The sequence below is a fragment of the Paenibacillus enshidis genome (genome assembly GCF_042136365.1).
Classification (GTDB): domain Bacteria; phylum Bacillota; class Bacilli; order Paenibacillales; family Paenibacillaceae; genus Paenibacillus; species Paenibacillus enshidis.
In genome coordinates, this window is record NZ_JBHHMI010000028.1 from 1 (window position 1) to 20,949 (window position 20,949).

20 protein-coding genes are annotated in these 20,949 nt (G+C 50.6%); 6 read left to right on the plus strand and 14 right to left on the minus strand.

Annotated features, from left to right (window positions below):
• Positions 1-123, plus strand: a 123-nt coding sequence (locus ACE41H_RS25325; protein WP_511055615.1) for an Rpn/YhgA-type helix-turn-helix domain-containing protein, incomplete at its 5' end; no start/stop codon positions are given.
• Between the two features lie 311 nt (positions 124-434).
• Here the strand turns inward: ACE41H_RS25325 and ACE41H_RS21045 are convergent.
• The 6 genes from ACE41H_RS21045 to ACE41H_RS21070 all read right to left on the minus strand — a co-directional run bounded on the left by ACE41H_RS21045 (position 435) and on the right by ACE41H_RS21070 (position 6,593).
• Positions 435-587: a glycosyltransferase gene (locus ACE41H_RS21045; RefSeq protein WP_375357523.1), complete on the minus strand. Its 153-nt coding sequence runs from the start codon at positions 585-587 to the stop codon at positions 435-437.
• Positions 588-664: 77 nt separating this feature from the next.
• Positions 665-1,102, minus strand: coding sequence for a hypothetical protein (locus ACE41H_RS21050; protein WP_375357524.1), 438 nt, complete (start codon positions 1,100-1,102; stop codon positions 665-667).
• A 437-nt stretch (positions 1,103-1,539) separates the two neighbouring features.
• Entirely contained in the window at positions 1,540-2,631 is a 1,092-nt protein-coding gene (locus ACE41H_RS21055; protein ID WP_375357525.1) for a glycosyltransferase family 2 protein, read from the minus strand.
• Positions 2,632-2,829: 198 nt separating this feature from the next.
• Entirely contained in the window at positions 2,830-4,962 is a 2,133-nt protein-coding gene (locus ACE41H_RS21060) for an SGNH/GDSL hydrolase family protein (protein ID WP_375357526.1), read from the minus strand.
• A gap of 108 nt (positions 4,963-5,070) precedes the next feature.
• On the minus strand, positions 5,071-5,619 hold the full coding sequence (locus ACE41H_RS21065) for a hypothetical protein (RefSeq protein WP_375357527.1): 549 nt from the start codon (positions 5,617-5,619) through the stop codon (positions 5,071-5,073).
• A gap of 677 nt (positions 5,620-6,296) precedes the next feature.
• Positions 6,297-6,593: a DUF6809 family protein gene (locus tag ACE41H_RS21070; RefSeq protein WP_375357528.1), complete on the minus strand. Its 297-nt coding sequence runs from the start codon at positions 6,591-6,593 to the stop codon at positions 6,297-6,299.
• A gap of 196 nt (positions 6,594-6,789) precedes the next feature.
• On the opposite strand from ACE41H_RS21070, the gene ACE41H_RS21075 reads away from it, so the two are divergent.
• Complete coding sequence (locus tag ACE41H_RS21075) at positions 6,790-7,014, plus strand: helix-turn-helix domain-containing protein (RefSeq protein ID WP_375357529.1); 225 nt, start codon at positions 6,790-6,792, stop codon at positions 7,012-7,014.
• Between the two features lie 171 nt (positions 7,015-7,185).
• Here the strand turns inward: ACE41H_RS21075 and ACE41H_RS21080 are convergent, their stop codons facing one another.
• From ACE41H_RS21080 to ACE41H_RS21105, 6 genes are all read right to left on the minus strand, one after another.
• Entirely contained in the window at positions 7,186-8,277 is a 1,092-nt protein-coding gene (locus tag ACE41H_RS21080; RefSeq protein WP_375357530.1) for a glycosyltransferase family 2 protein, read from the minus strand.
• Positions 8,278-9,327: 1,050 nt separating this feature from the next.
• On the minus strand, positions 9,328-11,244 hold the full coding sequence (locus tag ACE41H_RS21085) for an alpha-helical endospore appendage domain-containing protein (protein ID WP_375357531.1): 1,917 nt from the start codon (positions 11,242-11,244) through the stop codon (positions 9,328-9,330).
• 112 nt (positions 11,245-11,356) lie between these two features.
• Positions 11,357-11,500, minus strand: a complete 144-nt coding sequence (locus ACE41H_RS21090; RefSeq protein ID WP_375357532.1) for a hypothetical protein — start codon at positions 11,498-11,500, stop codon at positions 11,357-11,359.
• Positions 11,493-11,828: a YolD-like family protein gene (locus ACE41H_RS21095; protein ID WP_375357533.1), complete on the minus strand. Its 336-nt coding sequence runs from the start codon at positions 11,826-11,828 to the stop codon at positions 11,493-11,495. The genes ACE41H_RS21090 and ACE41H_RS21095 overlap by 8 nt, the downstream gene beginning before the upstream one ends.
• 337 nt (positions 11,829-12,165) lie before the next feature.
• On the minus strand, positions 12,166-13,803 hold the full coding sequence (locus tag ACE41H_RS21100; RefSeq protein WP_375357534.1) for an AIPR family protein: 1,638 nt from the start codon (positions 13,801-13,803) through the stop codon (positions 12,166-12,168).
• Between the two features lie 72 nt (positions 13,804-13,875).
• On the minus strand, positions 13,876-14,187 hold the full coding sequence (locus tag ACE41H_RS21105) for an MTH1187 family thiamine-binding protein (RefSeq protein WP_375357535.1): 312 nt from the start codon (positions 14,185-14,187) through the stop codon (positions 13,876-13,878).
• 365 nt (positions 14,188-14,552) lie between these two features.
• On the opposite strand from ACE41H_RS21105, the gene ACE41H_RS21110 reads away from it, so the two are divergent.
• Both ACE41H_RS21110 and ACE41H_RS21115 read left to right on the plus strand, forming a co-directional pair.
• Positions 14,553-16,886 carry a ribonucleoside-diphosphate reductase subunit alpha gene (locus ACE41H_RS21110; protein WP_375357536.1) on the plus strand — a complete coding sequence of 778 codons (2,334 nt, stop codon included), beginning with the start codon at positions 14,553-14,555 and terminating at the stop codon, positions 16,884-16,886.
• Positions 16,887-16,939: 53 nt separating this feature from the next.
• Positions 16,940-17,971, plus strand: coding sequence for a ribonucleotide-diphosphate reductase subunit beta (locus tag ACE41H_RS21115; protein ID WP_375357537.1), 1,032 nt, complete (start codon positions 16,940-16,942; stop codon positions 17,969-17,971).
• 78 nt (positions 17,972-18,049) lie between these two features.
• Here ACE41H_RS21115 and ACE41H_RS21120 read toward each other — a convergent pair whose 3' ends face one another.
• Positions 18,050-18,211: a hypothetical protein gene (locus ACE41H_RS21120; RefSeq protein WP_375357538.1), complete on the minus strand. Its 162-nt coding sequence runs from the start codon at positions 18,209-18,211 to the stop codon at positions 18,050-18,052.
• 62 nt (positions 18,212-18,273) lie between these two features.
• Here ACE41H_RS21120 and ACE41H_RS21125 point away from each other — a divergent pair, with 62 nt between their 5' ends.
• Entirely contained in the window at positions 18,274-19,170 is an 897-nt protein-coding gene (locus ACE41H_RS21125) for an SDR family oxidoreductase (protein WP_375357539.1), read from the plus strand.
• 14 nt (positions 19,171-19,184) lie between these two features.
• On the opposite strand, the gene ACE41H_RS21130 is transcribed toward ACE41H_RS21125, so the two are convergent.
• Positions 19,185-19,964, minus strand: a complete 780-nt coding sequence (locus tag ACE41H_RS21130) for an HAD hydrolase-like protein (RefSeq protein ID WP_375357540.1) — start codon at positions 19,962-19,964, stop codon at positions 19,185-19,187.
• Positions 19,965-20,134: 170 nt separating this feature from the next.
• On the opposite strand from ACE41H_RS21130, the gene ACE41H_RS21135 reads away from it, so the two are divergent.
• Positions 20,135-20,632 (plus strand): hypothetical protein, encoded by a 498-nt coding sequence (locus ACE41H_RS21135; protein WP_375357541.1) that lies wholly within the window; start codon positions 20,135-20,137, stop codon positions 20,630-20,632.
• Positions 20,633-20,949: the final 317 nt, after the last annotated feature.

The following is a 20,949-nucleotide window of genomic DNA, read 5'->3' on the forward strand; positions in this document are numbered from 1 at the left end:
GAACAAAAGAAAGCCATGGAAATTGCCAGAAATATGCTGGCTCTGGGCATAGAAGTGTCCATCATTGCCAAAGCCAGCGGCCTCTCCGAAGCCGTGGTCCAATCGCTCAAACCCAACCCTTAATAAGAGCATTCAACGGATCTGCTATAAGAACGATCCCATCGACGTAACACATCTAAAACAGTGTGAGCGGCCTAAGAGATAGGGTATAACGAAAAGAATATATAATGGCTAAACCCGCATAGATTGCGGGTTTTTCTTTTCATGCGCTGGGCTACGCTGGCATCGACGCCATATTAACTGGCGATGACCATACTCCCATGTTACACCAGTCGGGACGTCAATGCTTATTCCCGGTAAATTTGAACATGTGCGGTTTACGAAGAACCGGAATTCCTTGATATGATGCGGGTTTTCGGCGTATAAGATCGTTTTTAATACTTGGCCTCATTCACATCCATCGCTTCATCCGCAGCCAGCCAGTGAATCCAATCCCCTGTCGCTTCATCCAGCCCCCGGTTACGGGCCACCGCGAAGCTGCCCTCCCATGGCATCTCAATCACTTTGGCCCCGAAGGCTTTGGCCACCCTTCAGGTTCATATATACGTCTGAAGGGTGGCGTATAGGCGCAGCTATGTCCCGTTAGACGGCGAGACTAACTAGATTAAGCCAGCTTAATGACACTTACAGCTGAGTTACCAATGTTAGATCCTCCTACAAGATTTCTCAATCCTAAGTTACTTGCTGTAGTGGTAGTAATAATCGCGTTTCCTGATACAGTCGTCTGCGAACCCTGAGTCAAAGAGCCAGAGTTAGTACTGCCGACAGGATTTCCATTAAGGGTCAAAATAGCGCCTATGCCCGTCGTTCCTGTAGCGTTACTTCCGTTCACTCTATAGTCCACGTAATACTGCTGATTCGCAGCCAGACGGATCGTCCCGTTGGGGCCCGGCTGGATGGCGGTTCCATTAAAGTTATACGTGTCCAATGGAATGGGAGCACCAGTTGCTACATTACTTTGCGAAATGGCATGAATTGCAAACATATTATTCGCCGTCACGGCCGGAGCCGTAGGACCTGTCACTCCCGTCATCCCGGTCATGCCTGTCGCTCCGGTCACGCCCGTGACGCCTGTTACACCAGTCGGGACGTCAATTCTTATTCCCGATAAACTTGAACGTGTGCGGTTTACGAAGAACCGGAATTCCTTGATATGACGCGGGTTTCAGGCATTTATGCAATCATTTCCAACGCTTGGCCAAGGACACTTGTGAAAAGGATAAGCCCCGTTGCCCTGTAGTTTTTGTCGTAATGTGTCCTCCTTTTCTTTGCACATGAATGGTAGAGTCACATGCCTGTACATTACCTTTGCGGAAAGCACACTGCTTGTCCATCTGAAAATAAGAATTGCCCGGATAAGGCTCCTCTAAATCTGCGAACCTCGTTCCGGTGCTGATCGGATTTTCCGAACATGACGAAGAAAGGGGCGCAGATCGCCCCTGTCGTTCGGGTTAATTTTGCTGGCTTTTGACAAGTTGCTCAATCCTTGAATGCGATCCTCGTATCAATGTCCATCAGGCTCGCCAGCGTTAGGTACAGATCGGCATCCATTTGCTTTCCGGCAGTGGCGTACAATATTCCGAGGTCCCGGCAAGTCAAGTAGGTTCCATAGCCGGTTACGGCCGGATATTCCTCCGGAGCCGGTCCGAGGCTCAGCGCTTGTCGCAAAGCATAAATGGCCTCGTCCGTGTGTCCCAGGGCACTCAAGCCGATCCCCTTCAAGTGATACAGGTCCGTGAAGTCTGGAAACAGGGGAATGCTGTCCATGCTATGCTCGACCATATCACGATAACGCCCCATGGTTTCCAGCGTAACCAGCCTGTATTTATGCGCACTGGACAGCAAGGTTTTCGAAATTTCCTCCGGGCCTGCCAGGGCTGTATTAAAATGCTCAAGGGCGCTCTCCAACTCGTTCATGCGATACAGCTCAATCCCCAGGTAATAGTGATACTTCCGTTGGCCCGGATGCTCCTCGAGTGACTGCAGGAGAAGCGACCGATTTCGGCTGATTTTGTCCTGACGCACAATGTTCTTGGCAAGATATCCATCATGATACACATGGATATCGACCTGCCCGACTTGCATATCGGGGTTGACTTCCAGCATACTCGGCAAAATCTCTTCATGCACCCTTCCTTCAAAGCGGTATTCCGGCCGGTTCCGTACCATGCGTTGAAGGCAGAGATGTTCCACTCTGTCCCCCTCCAGAACGTTGCAAAAATAAAATTGAATGCCTTCGATCTGTTGCTCCCGGATCGCATCCCGGGTCAGCAGCTCCTTGAGTTTGTTGGCCTCATTCACATCCATCTCTTCATCCGCATCCAGCCAGAGAATCCAATCCCCTGTCGCTTCCTCCAACCCCCGGTTACGGGCCACCGAAAAGCTGTCCTCCCATGGTATCTCAATCACTTTGGCTCCGAAGGCTTGGGCCACCGCCACGGTACCATCCGTTGATCCGGTATCCACAATAATGATTTCATCCACAATACGTATAACACTGCTGAGACATTTCGGAAGATATTCTTCCTCGTTCCTGACGATCATACATAACGAGATGCTTGGTTGATCCATATCCCTCTCCTATCGCGCAGCCCTCAAACAATCTATGGACAGCAGTTCAATTGCATCCTACAGAAGGACGAATGGAGAACCGCCACCCTTCGGGCTTATTTTAACCTCCTTGAAGAGATGTAGTCACTGAATTCGTCCCAGGTATCGGATTACTGTTAAGAGCTAAAGCGACTTGAAATCCTGTACCAGTTGGGGGACTCAACTACCGACCTTCAGATAGCTTGTAAAAGTATAGCTGGCGTCTAATGCGCCGGTGTAGGCATAGGCAATCTGGGTGATGTTCCGGGCGGGGTCGTTGTAGGCTGCAAATTCGCCGGCGAGCAGCGCCGTCGCCCCAGGGTCGAATTCGTTGATATCCGGCCGGAATTTCAGATAGCTGCCATCGGCTCGCTGCAGTGTCACCACCTTCGGGTAGTCCGTCCACTGGGCATTGAAGAAGCGCAAGTTTGCACCGGAAGCCGTCTGGGGAATGTCCGGACGCGTTCTCCATGCCGTAATCTTCTGCTCCATCGGCAGCAGTCCGCGGTCCGCTACCGATGCCGCTGCGATACGAATATCGGCCAAATCATCAATGAACTCTTTAAGCGCCACCGCATAGACTTCCCCAATGCCCACAGATCCCGGATGCACACGGCCATCCCCGCCGATCCACGGCTTGGTGCCATAATCCTTGCCGGGATATTTGCCCCACATTTCATACTCCGTGAGCGTGGGCAGGTAGTGCCGATAGACTCCTTCATATAATTTGAGGTTGCGTAGAGTAAATGTCCCCATTTCACCGGGATTTTTGCGCAGACGGATCACACCCGGCATATTGTTCAGCTTCGTGCGGGCTCTCAGGACACGTGTACGATCCAGGAAAATATCCAGAATATCGTCGCGCTTCTCCACCCGGATGCTGCGGAACGTATTATTGTCCCAGGCGGCTGAACCTGAATAGATACCTTGCCGTCCCCAGTGTGCCTGATCCAAATAGCGGTTGTGGTCCGCGATCCAGCCCACGCCGGAGGCGTTCTGAGGTCCAATGATGATCAGGCTTCCCTGGCCATCATTGCCGCCGATCCAATTGTAATGCAGCCAGAGGCTTTCATTGCTGGCAGGCAGATTTTGTCCAAAGTTCACTTCAAATTCCAATACAAAATCCTTGAGCTGTACGTCAAATTGGAGATACTGGTCTGGCGTGGACAGCCTATAGTCCGTTTCATTCTTGACATAGTTTCCGCTTAGAATCTCGTCAAGCTGGGTATCTCGAATCGCAAGTGCCTGCATGATGGGGTGTTCAAATTCCTTTCCGGCCCGCTTCAGATTCGAAACTTTATTGACATCAATAATGTAATTCCCCTTGGATTTACCGTGCATCCGGGCCGCATACGCCGCCAGGTCCCGGGCGAATTGCGCATTATATGTGCCAAACCGGTTATCCTCCAAAACCATGGCCGGACGCGGGGTGGTCAACCAGGCAATCGAAGGCTTCTTGGTGAAATGGGCATCGATATAATTCGTGATTTGATCCATGTAATACATGAACTCTTTGCCAGCGCTGATGGTCTCATTGTTCATGCCCCAGGCGATGATGAGCAGATCCGCATTCGTATCCTGGACATGATCCACCCAAGGCTGCGAGACATTATTGAAGGTGTCATTGACATCCTGCCATTGCTGGATATAGGTCCCTCCGATGGCCCGGTTGTAAAAGTTAAACGTCACGTTCTTGAACTTCGTAACCAGCATATCGATCAGCCGATGATAATACGCATCTCCATCCGTCAGACCATCCCGTGCCCCTTCGATAAAAAGAGGACCGGTGTTGTAGCTGACTCCAAAACAGTCCCCACTTCCGGGTTCACGGTTGGTGCTGATGCTGTCTCCCCACACACAGACGTTTACAATCTTGCGGTACTGAATCGCTTCCCAGACCGTTTCGAACATCTTCTCATCGTGGACCATCGTATTGTATTTGCCGGTGTACACCTGCAGGGTGTTGCAGATTTGAATGTAATAGTTATCCAGATGACTGCTTTTGATGCTGGCCCCGTCCCCCAGTAAAATCAGCTCCAGCGCGCCGGTCAACTTGCCACTGACCTGATACGTATGAGGCACATCGAAGTACACGTACTTTTTGCCCTGGCTTTTGGCGGCTGCAAACAAGTCATTAAGCAATGTGGTGGCATCGTTCGTGCCTATACTGGCATCTACACCATAGTAGCTTGCAACAACCATGCTGCCTTTGATGCCGGCAATCTCCTGATTCAACCGGTCAAAATTGCGGTTGATCTTCGGATACGCCTCCTGGGGCGTGTCGTTATCCAGAATCGTTTCCATGTCCGCCAATGCACCCACTCCTTCGGTGAAATAGTCATGATGACGTGATGTCCATGCGCTGATATTCAGCCCCCCCTCCAGGAACTGGATAGACTCCTGAAGGGTGGCTGAGTTTGTTTACTGCAATTTAATAACACTTACACTGGTTGAGCCTACAGATGCACTCCCTACAACAGCTTGAAGAGTGAGAACAGGATTTCCGGTAAGACCAACAGTACTAATGAGACCACTTCCGGCAAGCGTTTCTCCAACACCACCGGCAGACATAAAGCCTGTAGTCACTGAATTCGTCCCAGGTACTTCAGTACCGTTGAGAGCGAAAGCGATTTGAAATTGTGCAGCGGTCGTATTGGCGTTCGTCCGGTAGTCTGCGTAATAGATCTGATTCGGGGCCAGACTGATGTTACCGTTGGCATTCGTGATCGCCGTCCCATTCAGAACAGGAGTCTGTGGAAGTGGGACCGCTTGACCAGCAGACACGCTTACCGATCCAAGCGTACCAGGTTTTCTGGCGAACAAATTATTCGCCGTGACGGTCGGCCCCGTAGGACCTGTCACTCCAGTTGCTCCAGTTGCTCCCGTTGCACCAGTAGCCCCGGTGGCTCCAGTTGAGCCTGTTGCGCCCGTGGCACCTGTCTCCCCTGTTGCACCGGTCGCTCCGGTCACGCCCGTGACGCCTGTTACACCAGTCGGGACGTCGATCCTTATCCCTCATAAACTTGAACGTGTGCGGTTTACGAAGAACCGGAATTCCTTGATATGACGCGGGTTTCAGGCATTTATGCAATCATTTCCAACACTTGGCCGAGGACACTTGTGAAAAGGATAAGCCCCCTTGGTCCTTGCCCCTTGCCCCAATACACAAGCTTTCATGTAGCCCGTTACCCTGTAGTTTTTGTCGTTTTATCGTAATGTGTCCTCCTTTCCTTTGTAAATAAATGATAGAGTCATATGCCTATGCATTACCTTTGCGGAATGCACGCCACTTGTCCACCTGAAAATAAGAATTGCCTGGATGAGGCTCCTCTAAATCTGCGAACTTCGTTCCGGCGCTGATCGGATTTTCCGAAAATGACGAAGAAAGGGGCACAGATTGCCCCTGTCATGCGGGTTATTTTTGCTGGCTTTTGACAAGTGACCGACTACCCTTCGCACAGCAAAAATCCGATGCAGATGCACCGGATCAGATCATTTTGATTCTTTTCAACTCAGCTTCTTGTTGATTGGAATTACAACCCCAGAGTGATACTAGCGCCTGCACCAGCATTTGCTATATCATTAATAGTCAGGTGATGTTTCGCCGTGTTTGCAAGAGACGAGGATGGGATGCAGGGCTTCATCGATCAGGTATCCTGCTGTGGAGCAGGCGGGCTCATGCCGGAGAGCACTTCAATCATCATGGCTGCGCCAAGCTTAAAGCCGTGTGTAAACGAGGAGGCCATATCGATTCCCTGAACTTGATGATATAGATCGGTTAAAGCTTCAAGCTCGTCGAAATCTTCTTCGGCAAGCTTCTTCTTCCAGTGATTCAGGGACGCGGTGATTTGTTCGTTCAGCAATCTGTATTCCGGGCTTTGGGAGGCACTTTGTTCATGGGGAGCCAGATCACCATAATAGAGTGATTCCAATACATTTTGCATGCTGCTCCACCTTTCTATGTATTTTTCTTAAGAAAAGCACAGAGGTTTCTTGCCACTTATGTACATTCATACGTTGAGGATCGGATTGGCGAATTACAGAATCGTTGGTACTAGTATTAGTACCGTTCATAAAATCATTATATGTCCCGCATATGCGGGACGTCAAGTAGATATTCAGAAAAGTGAGGAGATTTGAATGGGAAAGAAAGTGGTTGTAAAAATAAAGGAACTAACCAAAGCTAATCAGATTTCATTACGGGAATTATCCAGAATTTCAAATGTAAGAAAAGCTTCATTAAGTGAATTAGCGAACGGCAAAAGAGAAAGCATCAGCTTCAGCCATATTGAAAAAATCGCAGCAGCCCTGAATATTCAGGATATTCGTGAGATCATCGATTTGGTGGATGTTGAGGAATCGTAAATGCTGCCATGGATGCGAATCCGGTAATAATCCTAGATGAATTGAACTCGTCGCTTTACGGGCTTGGCTTCTTGAATATAGGATAATCCCGGTGCAGAATGGCCTGACGAAAAAAGGGGCACAGATCGCCCCTGTCGTTCGGGTTATTTTTGCTGGCTTTTGACAAGTTGCTCAATCCTTGAATGTGATCCTCGTATCGGTGCTCATCAGGCTCGCCAGCGTTAGGTACAGATCGGCCCCCATTAGATTTCCGGCAGTGGCGTACAATATTCCGAGGTCCCGGCAAGTCAAGTAGGTTCCATAGCCGGTTACGGCCGGATATTCCTCCGGAGCCGGTCCGAGGCTCAGCGCTTGTCGCAAAGCATAAATGGCCTTGTCCGTGTGTCCCAGGGCACTCAAGCCGGTCCCCTTCAAGTGATACAGGTCCGTGAAGTCTGGAAACAGGGTAATGCTGTCCATGCTATGCTCGACCATATCACGATAATGCCCCATGGTTTTCAGCGTAACCAGCCTGTATTTATGCGCACTGGACAGCAAGGTTTTCGAAATTTCCTCCGGGCCTGCCAGAGCTGTATTAAAATGCTCAAGGGCACTCTCCAACTCGTTCATGCGATACAGCTCAATCCCCAGGTAATAGTGATACTGCCGTTGGCCCGGATGCTCCTCGAGTGACTGCAGGAGAAGCGACCGATTTCGGCTGATTTTGTCCTGACGCACAATGTTCTTGGCAAGATATCCATCATGATACACATGGATATCGACCTGCCCGACTTGCATATCGGGGTTGACTTCCAGCATACTCGGCAAAATCTCTTCATGCACCCTTCCTTCAAAGCGGTATTCCGGCCGGTTCCGTACCATGCGTTGAAGGCAGAGATGTTCCACTCTGCCTCCCTCCAGAACGTTGCGAAAATAAAATTGAATGCCTTCGATCTGTTGCTCCCGGATCGCATCCCGGGTCAACAGCTCCTTGAGTTTGTTGGCCTCATTCACATCCATCTCTTCATCCGCATCCAGCCAGAGAATCCAATCCCCTGTCGCTTCCTCCAACCCCCGGTTACGGGCCACCGAAAAGCTGTCCTCCCATGGTATCTCAATCACTTTGGCTCCGAAGGCTTGGGCCACCGCCACGGTACCATCCGTTGATCCGGTATCCACAATAATGATTTCATCCACAATACGTATAACACTGCTGAGACATTTCGGAAGATATTCTTCCTCGTTCCTGACGATCATACATAACGAAATACTTGGATTATCCATAACCCACCTCTTTACTAAAGTCCGGTGATTCCACCATTCAGGATTGTGCTTCGCATTAAGAAGAAGAAAAAAGCCGGCTTCTTCCGTCCCAAACCGTCAGGAGACGCTGAAGCCGACTGATGAAATTAGAGTAGCCGATGTATTACCGCTTAAGCCAGCTTAACGACGCTTACAGATGAATTACCAACAGTAGCAGCCTGCCCAATCCTCAATTGTAATGTACTTGACATGGTAGTTGAAATAATGGTGCTTGCGTTCAAAGTTACAATGTCTCCATTACTCATTCCAGCTGAGAGGGTTTCCTGTACAAGGTTACCATCAAGGAACAAAGCGGCAGATACAGCTGTCGGCGCACTCTCGTTCGTTTTGTAATCCACATAATACGTCTGATTTGGAGCCAGAGTGATATTACCAGCTGCGTTTCCTGTGATGGCCGTTCCATTCGTCTGCGTAGTGGTAAATGGAACGACTGAATTAGCCGGTAAAACATCTATTACGGTGTGACGTCCAAGAAAATTATTGGCTGCGACGTTCGGAGCTGTAGGGCCTGTCACCCCCGTAGCACCAGTCGGGAAATCGTGGCTTCTTATTTGACGTGTAGGATTTACGAAGAGCCGGAATCCCTTGATATGACGCGGATTTTCGTGATTTTGTAACCGTTTTCAAAACCTGATCGAAAGCTCTCTGACTTCAATCATTAAGATGAAGCGGCTTACGTAAATTATACAAAATTACAGGACTACGGGGACGCTTGGCGATACATTTGGTATTAATGCTATTCTATGTTTCTTCAAACCTACTGACTGCCTTAATAATAGGCATGGTTATATATAGGTATCGGTAACGCCTGGGGTACCTGTCACGTCCCTTGCGACCTTCGGATGTCGTACTCTTTTATTTGACGTCTCTATCCCTATGTATTGCGTTGTTTTCTGATGTTTGATCAGAGGTACAAGATATTTAAATGGTGTATATTCCCTAAAAAACTTACTGCCCAAGTCTTCTTTATGTATTTACGTTCTCATTCTTATCTTGCAAATACTCAGTAGATTACCAGAATTTTTTTGCGAGTTGTATCGTTTTTTTAGCGATAGTCGGCCTCATCCTGCCATGTATTTTGATCTGTTGGAGAGATGTCTTGTAGCCAGTAAAGAATGACGCTGGACCGGTCTGCCCGGTTGCTCCAGTTGCCCCAGTAGCTCCTGTGGATCCCGTTGCTCCTGTTGCCCCGGTTGCTCCTGTTTCTCCGGTAGCTCCTGTGGCTCCGGTAGCTCCTGTGGCTCCGGTGGCCCCTGTGGATCCCGTTGCTCCTGTTGCCCCGGTTGCTCCTGTGGATCCAGTTGCTCCTGTTGCTCCAGTCGCCCCGGTTGCTCCAGTCGCCCCGGTTGCTCCAGTCTGGCCTGTCGGGCCGGTCTGGCCTGTGGCTCCCGTTGCTCCTGTCGCTCCTGTGGCTCCGGTCGCTCCCGTTGCTCCTGTTTCCCCGGTTGCTCCTGTTGCCCCGGTTGCTCCTGTCGCTCCTGTTGCCCCTGTCGCTCCGGTTTGGCCTGTTGGGCCGGTTTGACCTGTTGCTCCCGTTGCCCCGGTTGCTCCCGTTGCCCCGGTTGCTCCAGTTTGGCCTGTCGGGCCGGTCTGGCCTGTGGCTCCCGTTGCTCCTGTCGCTCCTGTGGCTCCCGTTGCTCCCGTTGCTCCTGTTTCCCCGGTTGCTCCCGTTGCCCCTGTCGCTCCTGTCGCCCCGGTTGCTCCGGTTTGGCCTGTCGGGCCGGTCTGACCTGTCGCTCCCGTCGCTCCTGTCGCTCCTGTTGCCCCGGTTGCTCCAGTTTGACCTGTCGGGCCGGTCTGGCCTGTGGCTCCCGTTGCCCCTGTCGCTCCTGTTGCCCCGGTTGCTCCAGTCTGGCCTGTCGGGCCGGTTTGACCTGTGGCTCCCGTTGCTCCTGTGGCTCCTGTCGCCCCGGTTGCTCCAGTCTGGCCTGTCGGGCCGGTCTGACCTGTGGCTCCCGTCGCTCCTGTTGCTCCTGTCGCCCCGGTTGCTCCAGTTTGGCCTGTCGGGCCGGTCTGACCTGTGGCTCCCGTCGCTCCTGTTGCTCCTGTCGCCCCGGTTGCTCCTGTTGCTCCTGTTGCTCCTGTCGCGCCTGTTGCCCCTGTACCTCCTGTGGCTCCGGTGGTTCCTGTTCCTGTGGCTCCTGTTGCCCCTGTAGCTCCGGTGGCTCCTGTCGCGCCTGTAGCTCCCGTGGTTCCCGTTCCTGTAGCTCCTGTCGCTCCCGTCGCTCCTGTCGCGCCGGTGGCCCCTGTAGCTCCGGTGGCTCCGGTGGTTCCCGTTCCTGTAGCTCCCGTTGCCCCTGTCGCTCCGGTGGCTCCTGTCGCTCCTGTCGCTCCGGTGGTTCCCGTTCCTGTAGCTCCGGTCGCTCCCGTTGCCCCGGTTGCTCCTATTGCCCCAGTATCTCCTTTATCTCCTTTATCTCCTTTATCTCCTTTGTCTCCTTTGTCTCCTTTATCCCCTTTGTCTCCTTTATCCCCTTTGTCTCCTTTGTCTCCTTTATCTCCTGTTGCCCCGGTCGGTCCCGGTGCGCCTCCTCCTGATCCTCCCGTTGGTCCTGGAGGTCCTGGAGGGCCTATTGGGCCTATCGGTCCTGGAGGTCCTACCGGTCCTGGCGGGCCGGGCGGCCCTACAAGATTTGTTGCGTCCAAAGCCGTTTCCAATTTGTTGCTTAACACCCAGTCTTTATTGATCGTTTCCTGCAACGTTTTCCGGACGCTTTCATTGATAGCCAATAAATCACTGATGGAAGCAATCGGTCCTATCACACCAGGCAGGGTTCCCAGTACATATTGAAGCTTCTCACCTTCAGCATTCAGAATATGGCTAAGCCCCAGTTCCTCCATAGCTATGGAAGCTACGATTAAAGATATGGCATCATCTCTTGTAATCGTGATTGTTGGTGTAATGTTTGGCACGTTAGATTGAGACAATAACAATCTCTCCTTTCAGTTGGATTAATCGCAGTCTATTCCGCCTTGGTTCCTGGGGTGCTTGGACATTTTGCTGTTTTTTGCAGTTTAGCCAAAATAGGCTCAAGCTCAACTATTCCGCCACAAAACCCGGCGTGAGCATCCGCGCCCGGCCCTTCAGAAATGGCTTCACCGCATAACGAATGCCGGGATACAAAACAACCCCGCTCCCTGCCGGACCGAGGTTGTGTGACATGTAGCGTGGAGCGTTATGCAATGACCGAAATGATCTCCTCAAGCTTGATCCAGCTGTAATCCTCGTCTCCACGGACAAGCTTGACCTCCCGGAGGCTTGTATTCACGTGGGTCACGATCCCGCGCAGCTCTTCATCGTCAAATGGATTGAACACAACCACTGTAATCGGCACGCGCCGATTGTAGGATTCAATCAGCGCCTGCTCGATCAGCTGCATTTCCTGGTCATCCAGAGTCGGCTTCCCGCGTCTCTCCTGCTCCCTCATATACGCCTGATACGCTTCTCTGTGTTCCGGGAGAATCATGCGTGAACTCTCAAACACACCGTTGGCTTCAAGCTTCTTGCTCATGGTGTCATCCTCCTATGCCGATTGAATGATGGACGTTTGTTTTTATTATATGAGAACACATGTTCTTTATCCAGTGAGAATATTATCCACATGAAAGTTTGTCTATCACAATTGCCTGAATAATTCCAGTGTGGTAACATAACAATAGAAATAAGGGAGGTCGCAACCCTCCCCCAGGACAACGAGGTGTGCCTCACGGCGCGCGTTTGCTTCATCTAGCAGCAAAACCCACCGAAGGCGGTCAACCTTTAGCGGTGGGTTTTGCACTTGTTACGTCTTCTATAGCACAAACAAGCCTCGGGCAGGTCCTGAGGCTTATATTTTTCCTACATTTTATCTATAGATCAAGTTTTTCTAAAAGTAAACCGCTCCTAAAAGTAGAGGACAGTCTTCGTGGATCAATTTCTTCATAGCCGTTAGGATAAAGTTCTCTTAAAACAGCCATAATCTGTTCATTGGCTCGGTTATAAAGTTCCTCTTTATTCTCATCAAAGTGCTGTCTGGTTGTCTCGAAGTTCCTATGTGTAAGTTGATCTAAAGATATACTCAGATCATCCATTAATAGTTTCCCGATTATGGTTGACATAAAGTAGTTACTATAAGGAAGATGAGGAAACTGATTTACCAGGGTTTCCCGTTTTCTTTGTGTATCACAATACCTATAAATTAATACGGCGATGATTAGCTGTGCCGCATTTAGATTATGAAATATATCGTTATAAAACTTGCCAAACAACTCATTCCGTTTATATTTGGCTACGTGGGGCTGCTTCCTCCATATAGCATAGACGGCCTCGGCAGCAACAGAAGAAGGTATATTATCTACAAAGGATACTGTATTGTCTCTCTTACGCTTATATACATACCCGAGTTGTTCTACTCCCATCTCCAGTTCTTTTTGATGTGCCTCATTAGCACGTAAATCTCTCAAATCAACCGGATTTTGACTATTTGTTGCAAATGTAATATCGGAGAGCATTTCATCATGTTCTTCACCCGGCAGTTCGTATAAGCGAATCAAAACAAAACATTGAGAATAGTCAATTTCCGGATTTTCTTTCACCGTTTGAAGTATTGTTTTACTCGTTTGCCCGCCATTAATGATTTGCAGATCCTTTACATGTATAAGTCTGTTCTCTTCAGTAAACTTATTGTAATTAAATTGACTACACACCATTGTTATACCATTGTTAAAGAAATAAAAGTTTGGGCGTTTGTCTGAAGTTAAGGTTTGTTGTATATCCGAATTCACTCTGTTTTTATGAATTCCTAAATGCCTTCTAATATTTTTTTCTAAAAGTGCATCCCCATATTTCTCTAAAAGGACTGACACATCCCGGACATTCATCTTACCTATGACAACTCTTTTGAAATTAAAATCTTCCACAACACTTTTTCCAGGCAATGTCAAAGTTTCACTAACCTGAATTTTCCTTTGCATCTGATTAACAACATCTTTATGGTTATAATGTTCGAACAAAATTTGGTCATTTAACACTTCTTGTATGTGTAGTTCGTTATTTAACATCACACATCTTATATCCGGGATATAACCTTCAAGAATTAAGGTCCTTATTTCTGTTACTTTTTGCTTAAGTAGAGAATTCATTATAATATCCTTATTCGGATTAAAAATGGATTTTATTGCATTAACCACTCTTAAAATGCTGTTTGCTGGAAAATTAGCATCATTCTCAAGTCCAAACTTATACTTTGCTTGAAAAATTACCACAGGAAAGCTTACACTATCTCCATCTGGATCACCTATATAAACTGCGTCAACACCAGCATCATTGCCTCCCTCTGTTAACAAGGAAGTTGCTTCAACCGGCTCAATACTCAAATATGAGGATACACCTAAAATAGTAAATGCCCTGGACACTTTTTTATTTTCATCATTTTCATTAAACCAACTGGGCTGATCATTAACCATTTTCCTTACCCATTGATCAACAATCTGTTTTGCAAGGTCCATACGAAACACTTCCTTCCCAGCCTCATTGTATCCTAATAGTAATGGTTAAATACTCACATAACAAGGAGCGGATCAAACCCCTTTACTCAGCTTGCTCTCAACCGACTGCAGCTTCAGCACACTGGACGATTCCTTGTCACGGCGGTCATCAATCTTGACGGATGTCGAGACGCGTTTCGCTCCTGTCATGAAAGGCGCCTCATGAAGTGCCGCAATGGCGGTGAATACATCGTCCAGCGTGCCTTCGATGATCGTGCTCATAGAGGTAAGCTCATAGGAAATCCCCTTTTGCTGCTGCAACACACGCTGCATTTCCGCGACGTAGGTGCTGAGACTGGTGCTGCCTGTGCCGATCGGGATGACCGTGACTTCCGCGATAGCCATGTTCTTGCCCTCCTTTGCCCTTCCGGCACTTTCCACAGCCGGAATGTTTTACATGTATTTTACCAGCCAGCCTCCACCCAATTCAAATACACAATCTAAAAAATGCGTCTTTCTTCCCAATTACGTCGATTTGGCTCGTTTCCAATCTCTTTCCTTTGCGGATGACTCGTTTCTTTGTTATAATCGTGCCTGTGCCAATTTCATTTTTTCGGTTTACAGATACAATATATTGGGTTAAAGTAAATGAGCAGCACCTAAATATAGTACGGAAGCCAAAATTCGACACAACCCTGAAGCAGAGGCGCATTCCTGGAGTGAGGCGCTATTCTTCAGGGTTTGTGGTGACTGAAAGTGAGGAATCATCCATGCCACAACTCGTAATCAAACCCAATAATCGTCAGCTTGCTTTTGACGAAATGCGGATTTCCGTTTATGCCGACCGTGTACTACAGGGACTGGATAAGCTTGATAAAGACCGCCTCGTGCGTGGTGTGAACACCAAGCTGCGCCGGGAAGAGGTGACAGGGGATGAAATCAGCAATGCGTTCATCATGTCCGCCCTGGAGCTGGTGAGCAAGGACGAGCCGGATTGGAAATTCGCGGCCGCACGTTCCCTGCTGACTTCGCTGTACAAGAAAGCGGCCAATAACCGTCGTTATAAATCCTACCCTGACGAGCCTTATGGCGCGTTCTACCCTCTCATTACCGAAATGGTGAAAAAGGGCATTTACCGCGAAGAGCTTCTGGAATGCTACTCCAAAGAGCAAATCGATGAGCTCGGGGAATGCATTACACCGGAGAATGACTTCTTGTTCGATTACATAGGGCTGTTAACCTTGTCTGAGCGTTACCTTGCCAACGATTTCGACGGCAAGGTCATGGAGCTGCCGCAGGAGCGTTACATGGTCATCGCCATGTATCTGATGCACAAGGAACCTGCCGAGAAGCGCATGGAGCTGGTCAAGGAAGCTTACTGGGCGATGAGCAATATGTATATGACCGCTGCTACCCCTACGATGTCCAATGCGGGCAAAAAGGTGGCAGGCCAGCTTTCCAGCTGCTTCATTGATACGGTAGACGACTCCCTCGAAGGAATCTTCGATTCCAATACCGACGTGGCCCGCTTGAGCAAAATGGGCGGCGGCATCGGCGTGTACCTTGGCAAGGTCCGGGCCAGAGGCTCAGATATCCGTGGTCACAAAAACACAAGCTCCGGCGTCATCCCCTGGATCCGCCAGCTGAACAATACCGCCGTCAGCGTAGATCAGCTCGGTACGCGCAAAGGCGCCATCGCCGTCTATCTGGACGTATTTCACAAGGATATTCTGGCCTTCCTGGATCTGAAGCTGAACAACGGCGACGAGCGCATGCGCGCACATGACGTATTCCACGGCGTATGCCTGCCTGACCTCTTCATGGAGCGTGTGGAAGCGCGTGGTGAATGGAGCCTGTTCTGCCCTCACGAAGTGAAGAAGATCATGGGCTGGACCGACGGGAACGGCCGTCCGCTCGGGCTGGAAGACTTTTATGATGAAGAACAGGGCCAAGGCTCCTTCCGTGAAAAATACGAGGAAGCCGTCAATCATCCGCTGCTGTCCCGCATCACGGTGCAGGCCATCGATATCATGAAGCGTGTCATGAAGTCGCAGCTGGAGACAGGCACGCCTTACATGTTTTATCGGGATACGGTGAACCGTGCGAACCCGAACCGTGCTCATGGAATGGTGTACTCTTCCAACCTGTGCACGGAAATTATGCAGAACCAGTCGCCTACCGTAGTGGAGAAAGAAGAGCTGGTGACCAAGGACGGGCAAACCCGGATCGTCATTTCCAAAATCCCGGGCGATTTCGTAGTCTGCAACCTGAACTCTATCCATCTGGCACGTGCAGTGCCTGCCGGAGTGCTGGAGCGTCTGGTGCCGATACAGGTGCGGATGCTGGATAACGTCATTGACATCAACAACATTGAAGTGCTGCAAGCCCAATATACGAACAGTCAGTACCGTGCGGTAGGTCTGGGCACCTTCGGTCTGCACCATCTGCTTGCACTTGAGGGCATCCGCTGGGAATCCGACGAAGCAGTGCAATACAACGATAATCTGTATGAGAAAATCAATTACCTTGCCGTCAGATCCAGCATGGAGCTGGCCCAGGAAAAAGGCCGCTACGCGAAGTTTGAAGGCTCCGACTGGGAGAACGGGAACTATTTCACCTCCCGTCAATACACGGACGGCACGCGTGAAGGCAAGTTCGTTACGACAGCGGAATGGCAGGAGCTGGCCGAGCAGGTGAAAACGAACGGAGTCCGCAACGCCTGGCTGTTCGCCATCGCGCCAAACGGATCGACCTCGATCATCGCCGGTTCGACCGCCAGCATTGACCCGCTGTACGAGCTGCTCTCTTACGAGGAAAAGACAACCTACAAGATTGCGAACCCTGCGCCGGATCTGAACGAAAAAACGATCTGGTACTACAAAACAGCGTTCCTGGTGGATCAGCATGCCTCCATCAATATGGCGGCCGCGCGCCAGCGTCATATCGACCAGGGCCAAAGCTTTAACCTGTACGTCCGTCCGGACATCAAAGCTACCGAGTTCCTTGACCTTCATCTGCATGCATGGAAATCCGGCATGAAATCGACGTATTATGTCCGCAGCCGTGCGCTGACGATTGAAGAGTGTGAAAGCTGTGCGTCGTAAAGCTTGAGGGCTTAACTATAGATCAAGCCCATTTTAAAAGGAGAGAATCTCCCATGCAGTTGCAAAAGATTTTTAACACGGAAGCCCCTAACCGCTCCACCCGCATCATCGAAGGCGAATGCTCCGGCATTCTGAACTGGAACGATATCCGCATGCCGCATATGTATAAGCTGTACAAGGTGCTGCTGCTTAATCACTGGATCGCGGACGAAATTCCGATGTCCAAGGATGCGTCACAGTTCCCGCTGCTGGATGCGGAAGAACAACGTACTTTTAAAATCAATATCGGGCTGCTGGCGGTGCTGGACTCCATGCAGACGATGTTTGTCGGCGATGTAAAGCGTTACTTTACCGATTCATCCCTGGAGGCCGTTTCGGCGATTATCGGCCAGCAGGAGGTTGTCCATAACCAGTCCTATTCGTACGTGCTGTCCTCCCTGGTCTCCGAGCAGGAGCAAAAGGAGATTTTTGAATATTGGAAGCATGATCCGGTGCTGCTGGAGCGCAATACGTTCATTTCGAAAATTTATCAGGAATTCCGGGACAATCCGAACCCGCAAACCTTCTTCCATTCTCTCGTCGCTGACCTGATTCTGGAGGGCATTTTCTTCTACAGCACGTTTGCCTTCTTCTACAATCTGGCGCGTGACCAGAAGATGATGGGTACGAGCCAAATGATTTCCTATATTCAGCGGGACGAGAACCAGCACTGCTATTTCTTCGCGGAAGTGTTCAAGCAGCTGCTCGCCGACTTCCCTGAGCTGAATACGAAAGAGAATATTGATTATGTCTACAAGACCATTGACCGCGCTGTAGAACTCGAAACGAACTGGGCTTACTACACGCTGTCCGAGGTGCGCGGCATCGACCTGAACGAGCTGTCCGATTATATCAAATACATGGCCAACATGCGCCTGCGCCTGCTCGGACTGGACAAAGCCTATGAAGGCGTCGATGTGAACTGCATGCCTTGGATCAAGCCGTTCTCGGATGAAGCGCTGAACGCGACCAAAACCGACTTCTTCGAAGCCAAATCCCGCAACTACGGCAAGGTTGGCGACGATAACGGGTTCGACGATCTGTAAGCCGGAACCAGCTGTAAGACGGAGCAAGCTTCATACGTTGAATGATATACGTGGTTAACCTTTTATGGAGTAAGTTATTTATATACTGAAAAAAATCCTGCCTTCGTTCTCGGAAGACAGGATTTTTTTATAAGGATTCCTCCGCCAGAGTTTCTTCGCCAGAGTTTCCTCGTCGATCCGCGCTCCCGCTCCCGCCCCTTGTCCCGAATCCACCCGGTCCAGGTTCATCGCTGCCCGCATTGCTCACGTTTCCTGGGCGTACGCATAGACTATGGAGTAAACAGCTCACCCAGGAGGGACCCATGAATCCCGTATACCCATTTTACAAAAAAGAAACGGTCTGCAAGGAACAGGTGTTTACCTTCCCTCCCCAGCAGCAGCAGCTTCCCGGGCTGGAGAGCCTTATGAATCCGCGTCCGATCAGCGAGAATCCCTCTGTGCAAGGCAGCGGCAGGCTGCATGGCAAAACCGCCCTCATCACGGGGGGAGACAGCGGAATCGGGAAAGCTGCCGCTATCGCCTTTGCCAAAGAAGGGGCGGATATAGCGATCGCGTATTTAAGCGAACGTTCCGATGCAGAGGAGACCAGACAGCGAATCGAGCAGCACGGGGGCCGCTGTCTGCTGATCGAAACGGATCTGCGCCACAAGGCCAACTGTATCCGGTCTGTACAAGACACGGTACGGACATTCGGGAAGCTTGATATTCTTATAAACAATCATACTGTTCAATATTCCAGGAATAGTATTCTGGACATTACGGAAGAGCAGCTTTACAACGTTTTTCAGACCAATATCATATCATTCTTCTTTCTGATCCAGGCCGCACTGCCTCATTTATCCCCTGGCTCCTCCATTATTAATACTGCATCCGTTGTGGCTTTTGAGGGACACACGCTGCTGATTGACTATTCGGCCACCAAAGGGGCGGTTGTCTCTCTAACACGCTCCCTTGCAAAATCGCTTGCTTCACAGAATATCCGCGTCAACTGCGTGGCTCCGGGTCCAGTCTGGACCCCGCTGATTCCCGCCTCGCTGCCGCCGAACATGGTCAGCACCTTCGGTGCGGATACAGCACTTGGACGGGCTGCGCAGCCTTATGAGCTGGCCGCTGCCTACGTATATCTGGCAAGCGGGGATTCCTCCTACGTGACTGGAGAATGTATCCACGTCAACGGCGGCGCCATGGCGGCCACCTGAGGAGCGGCCACAGATCAGGGACGGCCACCGGTATGCTGCAGCATTTCGATTTCACGGAGCATGCGGGGCAGATCGGCAAGCGAATCCATGACCAGATGGGCGCCGGCCCGCTTCAGCAGATAGACCGCTTCTTTGCGCTGATCCTCATAGGCCGCCTCTCCAGGCCCGCCGCCTTCCATGCGGTTCATGAAGCCGTCGAGCACGCCGAGCGTCCAGACTCCGGCGTTCCGTCCTTCCTGCATGTCGGCAACCGTGTCGCCAACCTTGACCATATCGCTGAGCGGATAGACCTGCATACGGTGCGCATTTTCATAGACCATCCACGGAAAAGGCCGGCCACTGCTGACCTCGCAGGGCGTCACCGTACAATCCAGCACATGATCCTCCAACGAGCGGCGCGGAAGACTGCCCAACAGATCACTGGTAAAAGCCGAGGTTGCCCCGGACTGGATACGGCGGTCGCGGATTTCCTGCAGCGCTTTGTCCAGACCCCTGCAGGGGGTAGAGGATTGCAGCAGGGAACGAAGCACAGGAACAAGCTCCGCACATATATGATCGACATCCACTCGCCCCGGTTCAGTGCCAAAGCGGTCTATCCAGCTCGCCCGCACCTCCGAGAGCCGCAAAGTGCCGGCGATATGCTCCCGGATCGTCAATCCCAGGCCCCGCCTGATATTCTGCTGACTGACATCAATACCCATCCAGCGGAATAAATCCTTTATCCCCTGTGAGAGTCCGTGGCCTCCGGGATCCAGCAGTGCGCTTTCCAAATTGAATATGACAGCCTGTATCATGCTTGCCCCGCCTTTCATCGCTGTACGTAAAATTCCTATGAGGACCATCCTACACAATAAATGTTAAAAGAAATGCAGCGAACGGTCAGCCTTCTGTAATCTTCACGTCCCGGCATTCCTGGCAAACCTTGCGCCGGTATTCATTTATGTATGCTCAGGAGGAATCTTGAATGCGAAATATGAACAATACCCGGCCCAAGCTGCCCTGGCGGATGGCCGTTGGCCACTATGCGCTGAACAAACTTGCCTGCGGCGGCCTTGCCTTTACCCTGCTGAGCCTGCTCTCGTTCCTTCCGCCGCTACTGCAGATTCCACTTGCAGCCCTGACCGGGCCGGACTATAACGACGGCTGGCCCATTCAGCTATGGGCCTATGGCTTCGGCCTTCCGGCCGCCCTGGCTGCGGATGCAGCTGTGGAAGGCCTGTACATGCCGGATAAAAGCAAAAAAGCCGCCCTGTATTTCACAACCGGGTACGGCCTGTTTCTGATGCTTGCTTATTTTTCTGTGCCCCGCCTCACCGGGATCTCGACGGCAGACGTGTATGCCGGCATGATCGTTGCCGCCATTTACATGGCTTGCCGCAGACGATGGATGCGGGAATCCTTTATACCGATTATGCTCGCTTTTGTACTGCCCTTGATCTGCATGACTATAGGGCAACCATAATAACACAACGGCCGATTCAGGGTTACGGGTTGGATTGGAGCGATTGAACCACGGCTTCAGAGAGCCCGCTCGCTTTAGCGACGATGAGAACCTCCATGCTTCCTCCTTCCGTCATGAAAATCTAACCATTTTCCACTGGATCATACGCTATAATTCAGTGAAAAGAGGTGAATCCTCAACCCAACTTTCGCAGAGCCCAAATCCACTTCAACCTTCGTAGCTACTGGGTTCTGAGAAACTCGAATCCCCTTCTAGTGCTGGACAGTCAAGCCGCCAGCCGATCGTGGCAAGACATGTGATACTCGCTTTTCAGGAGC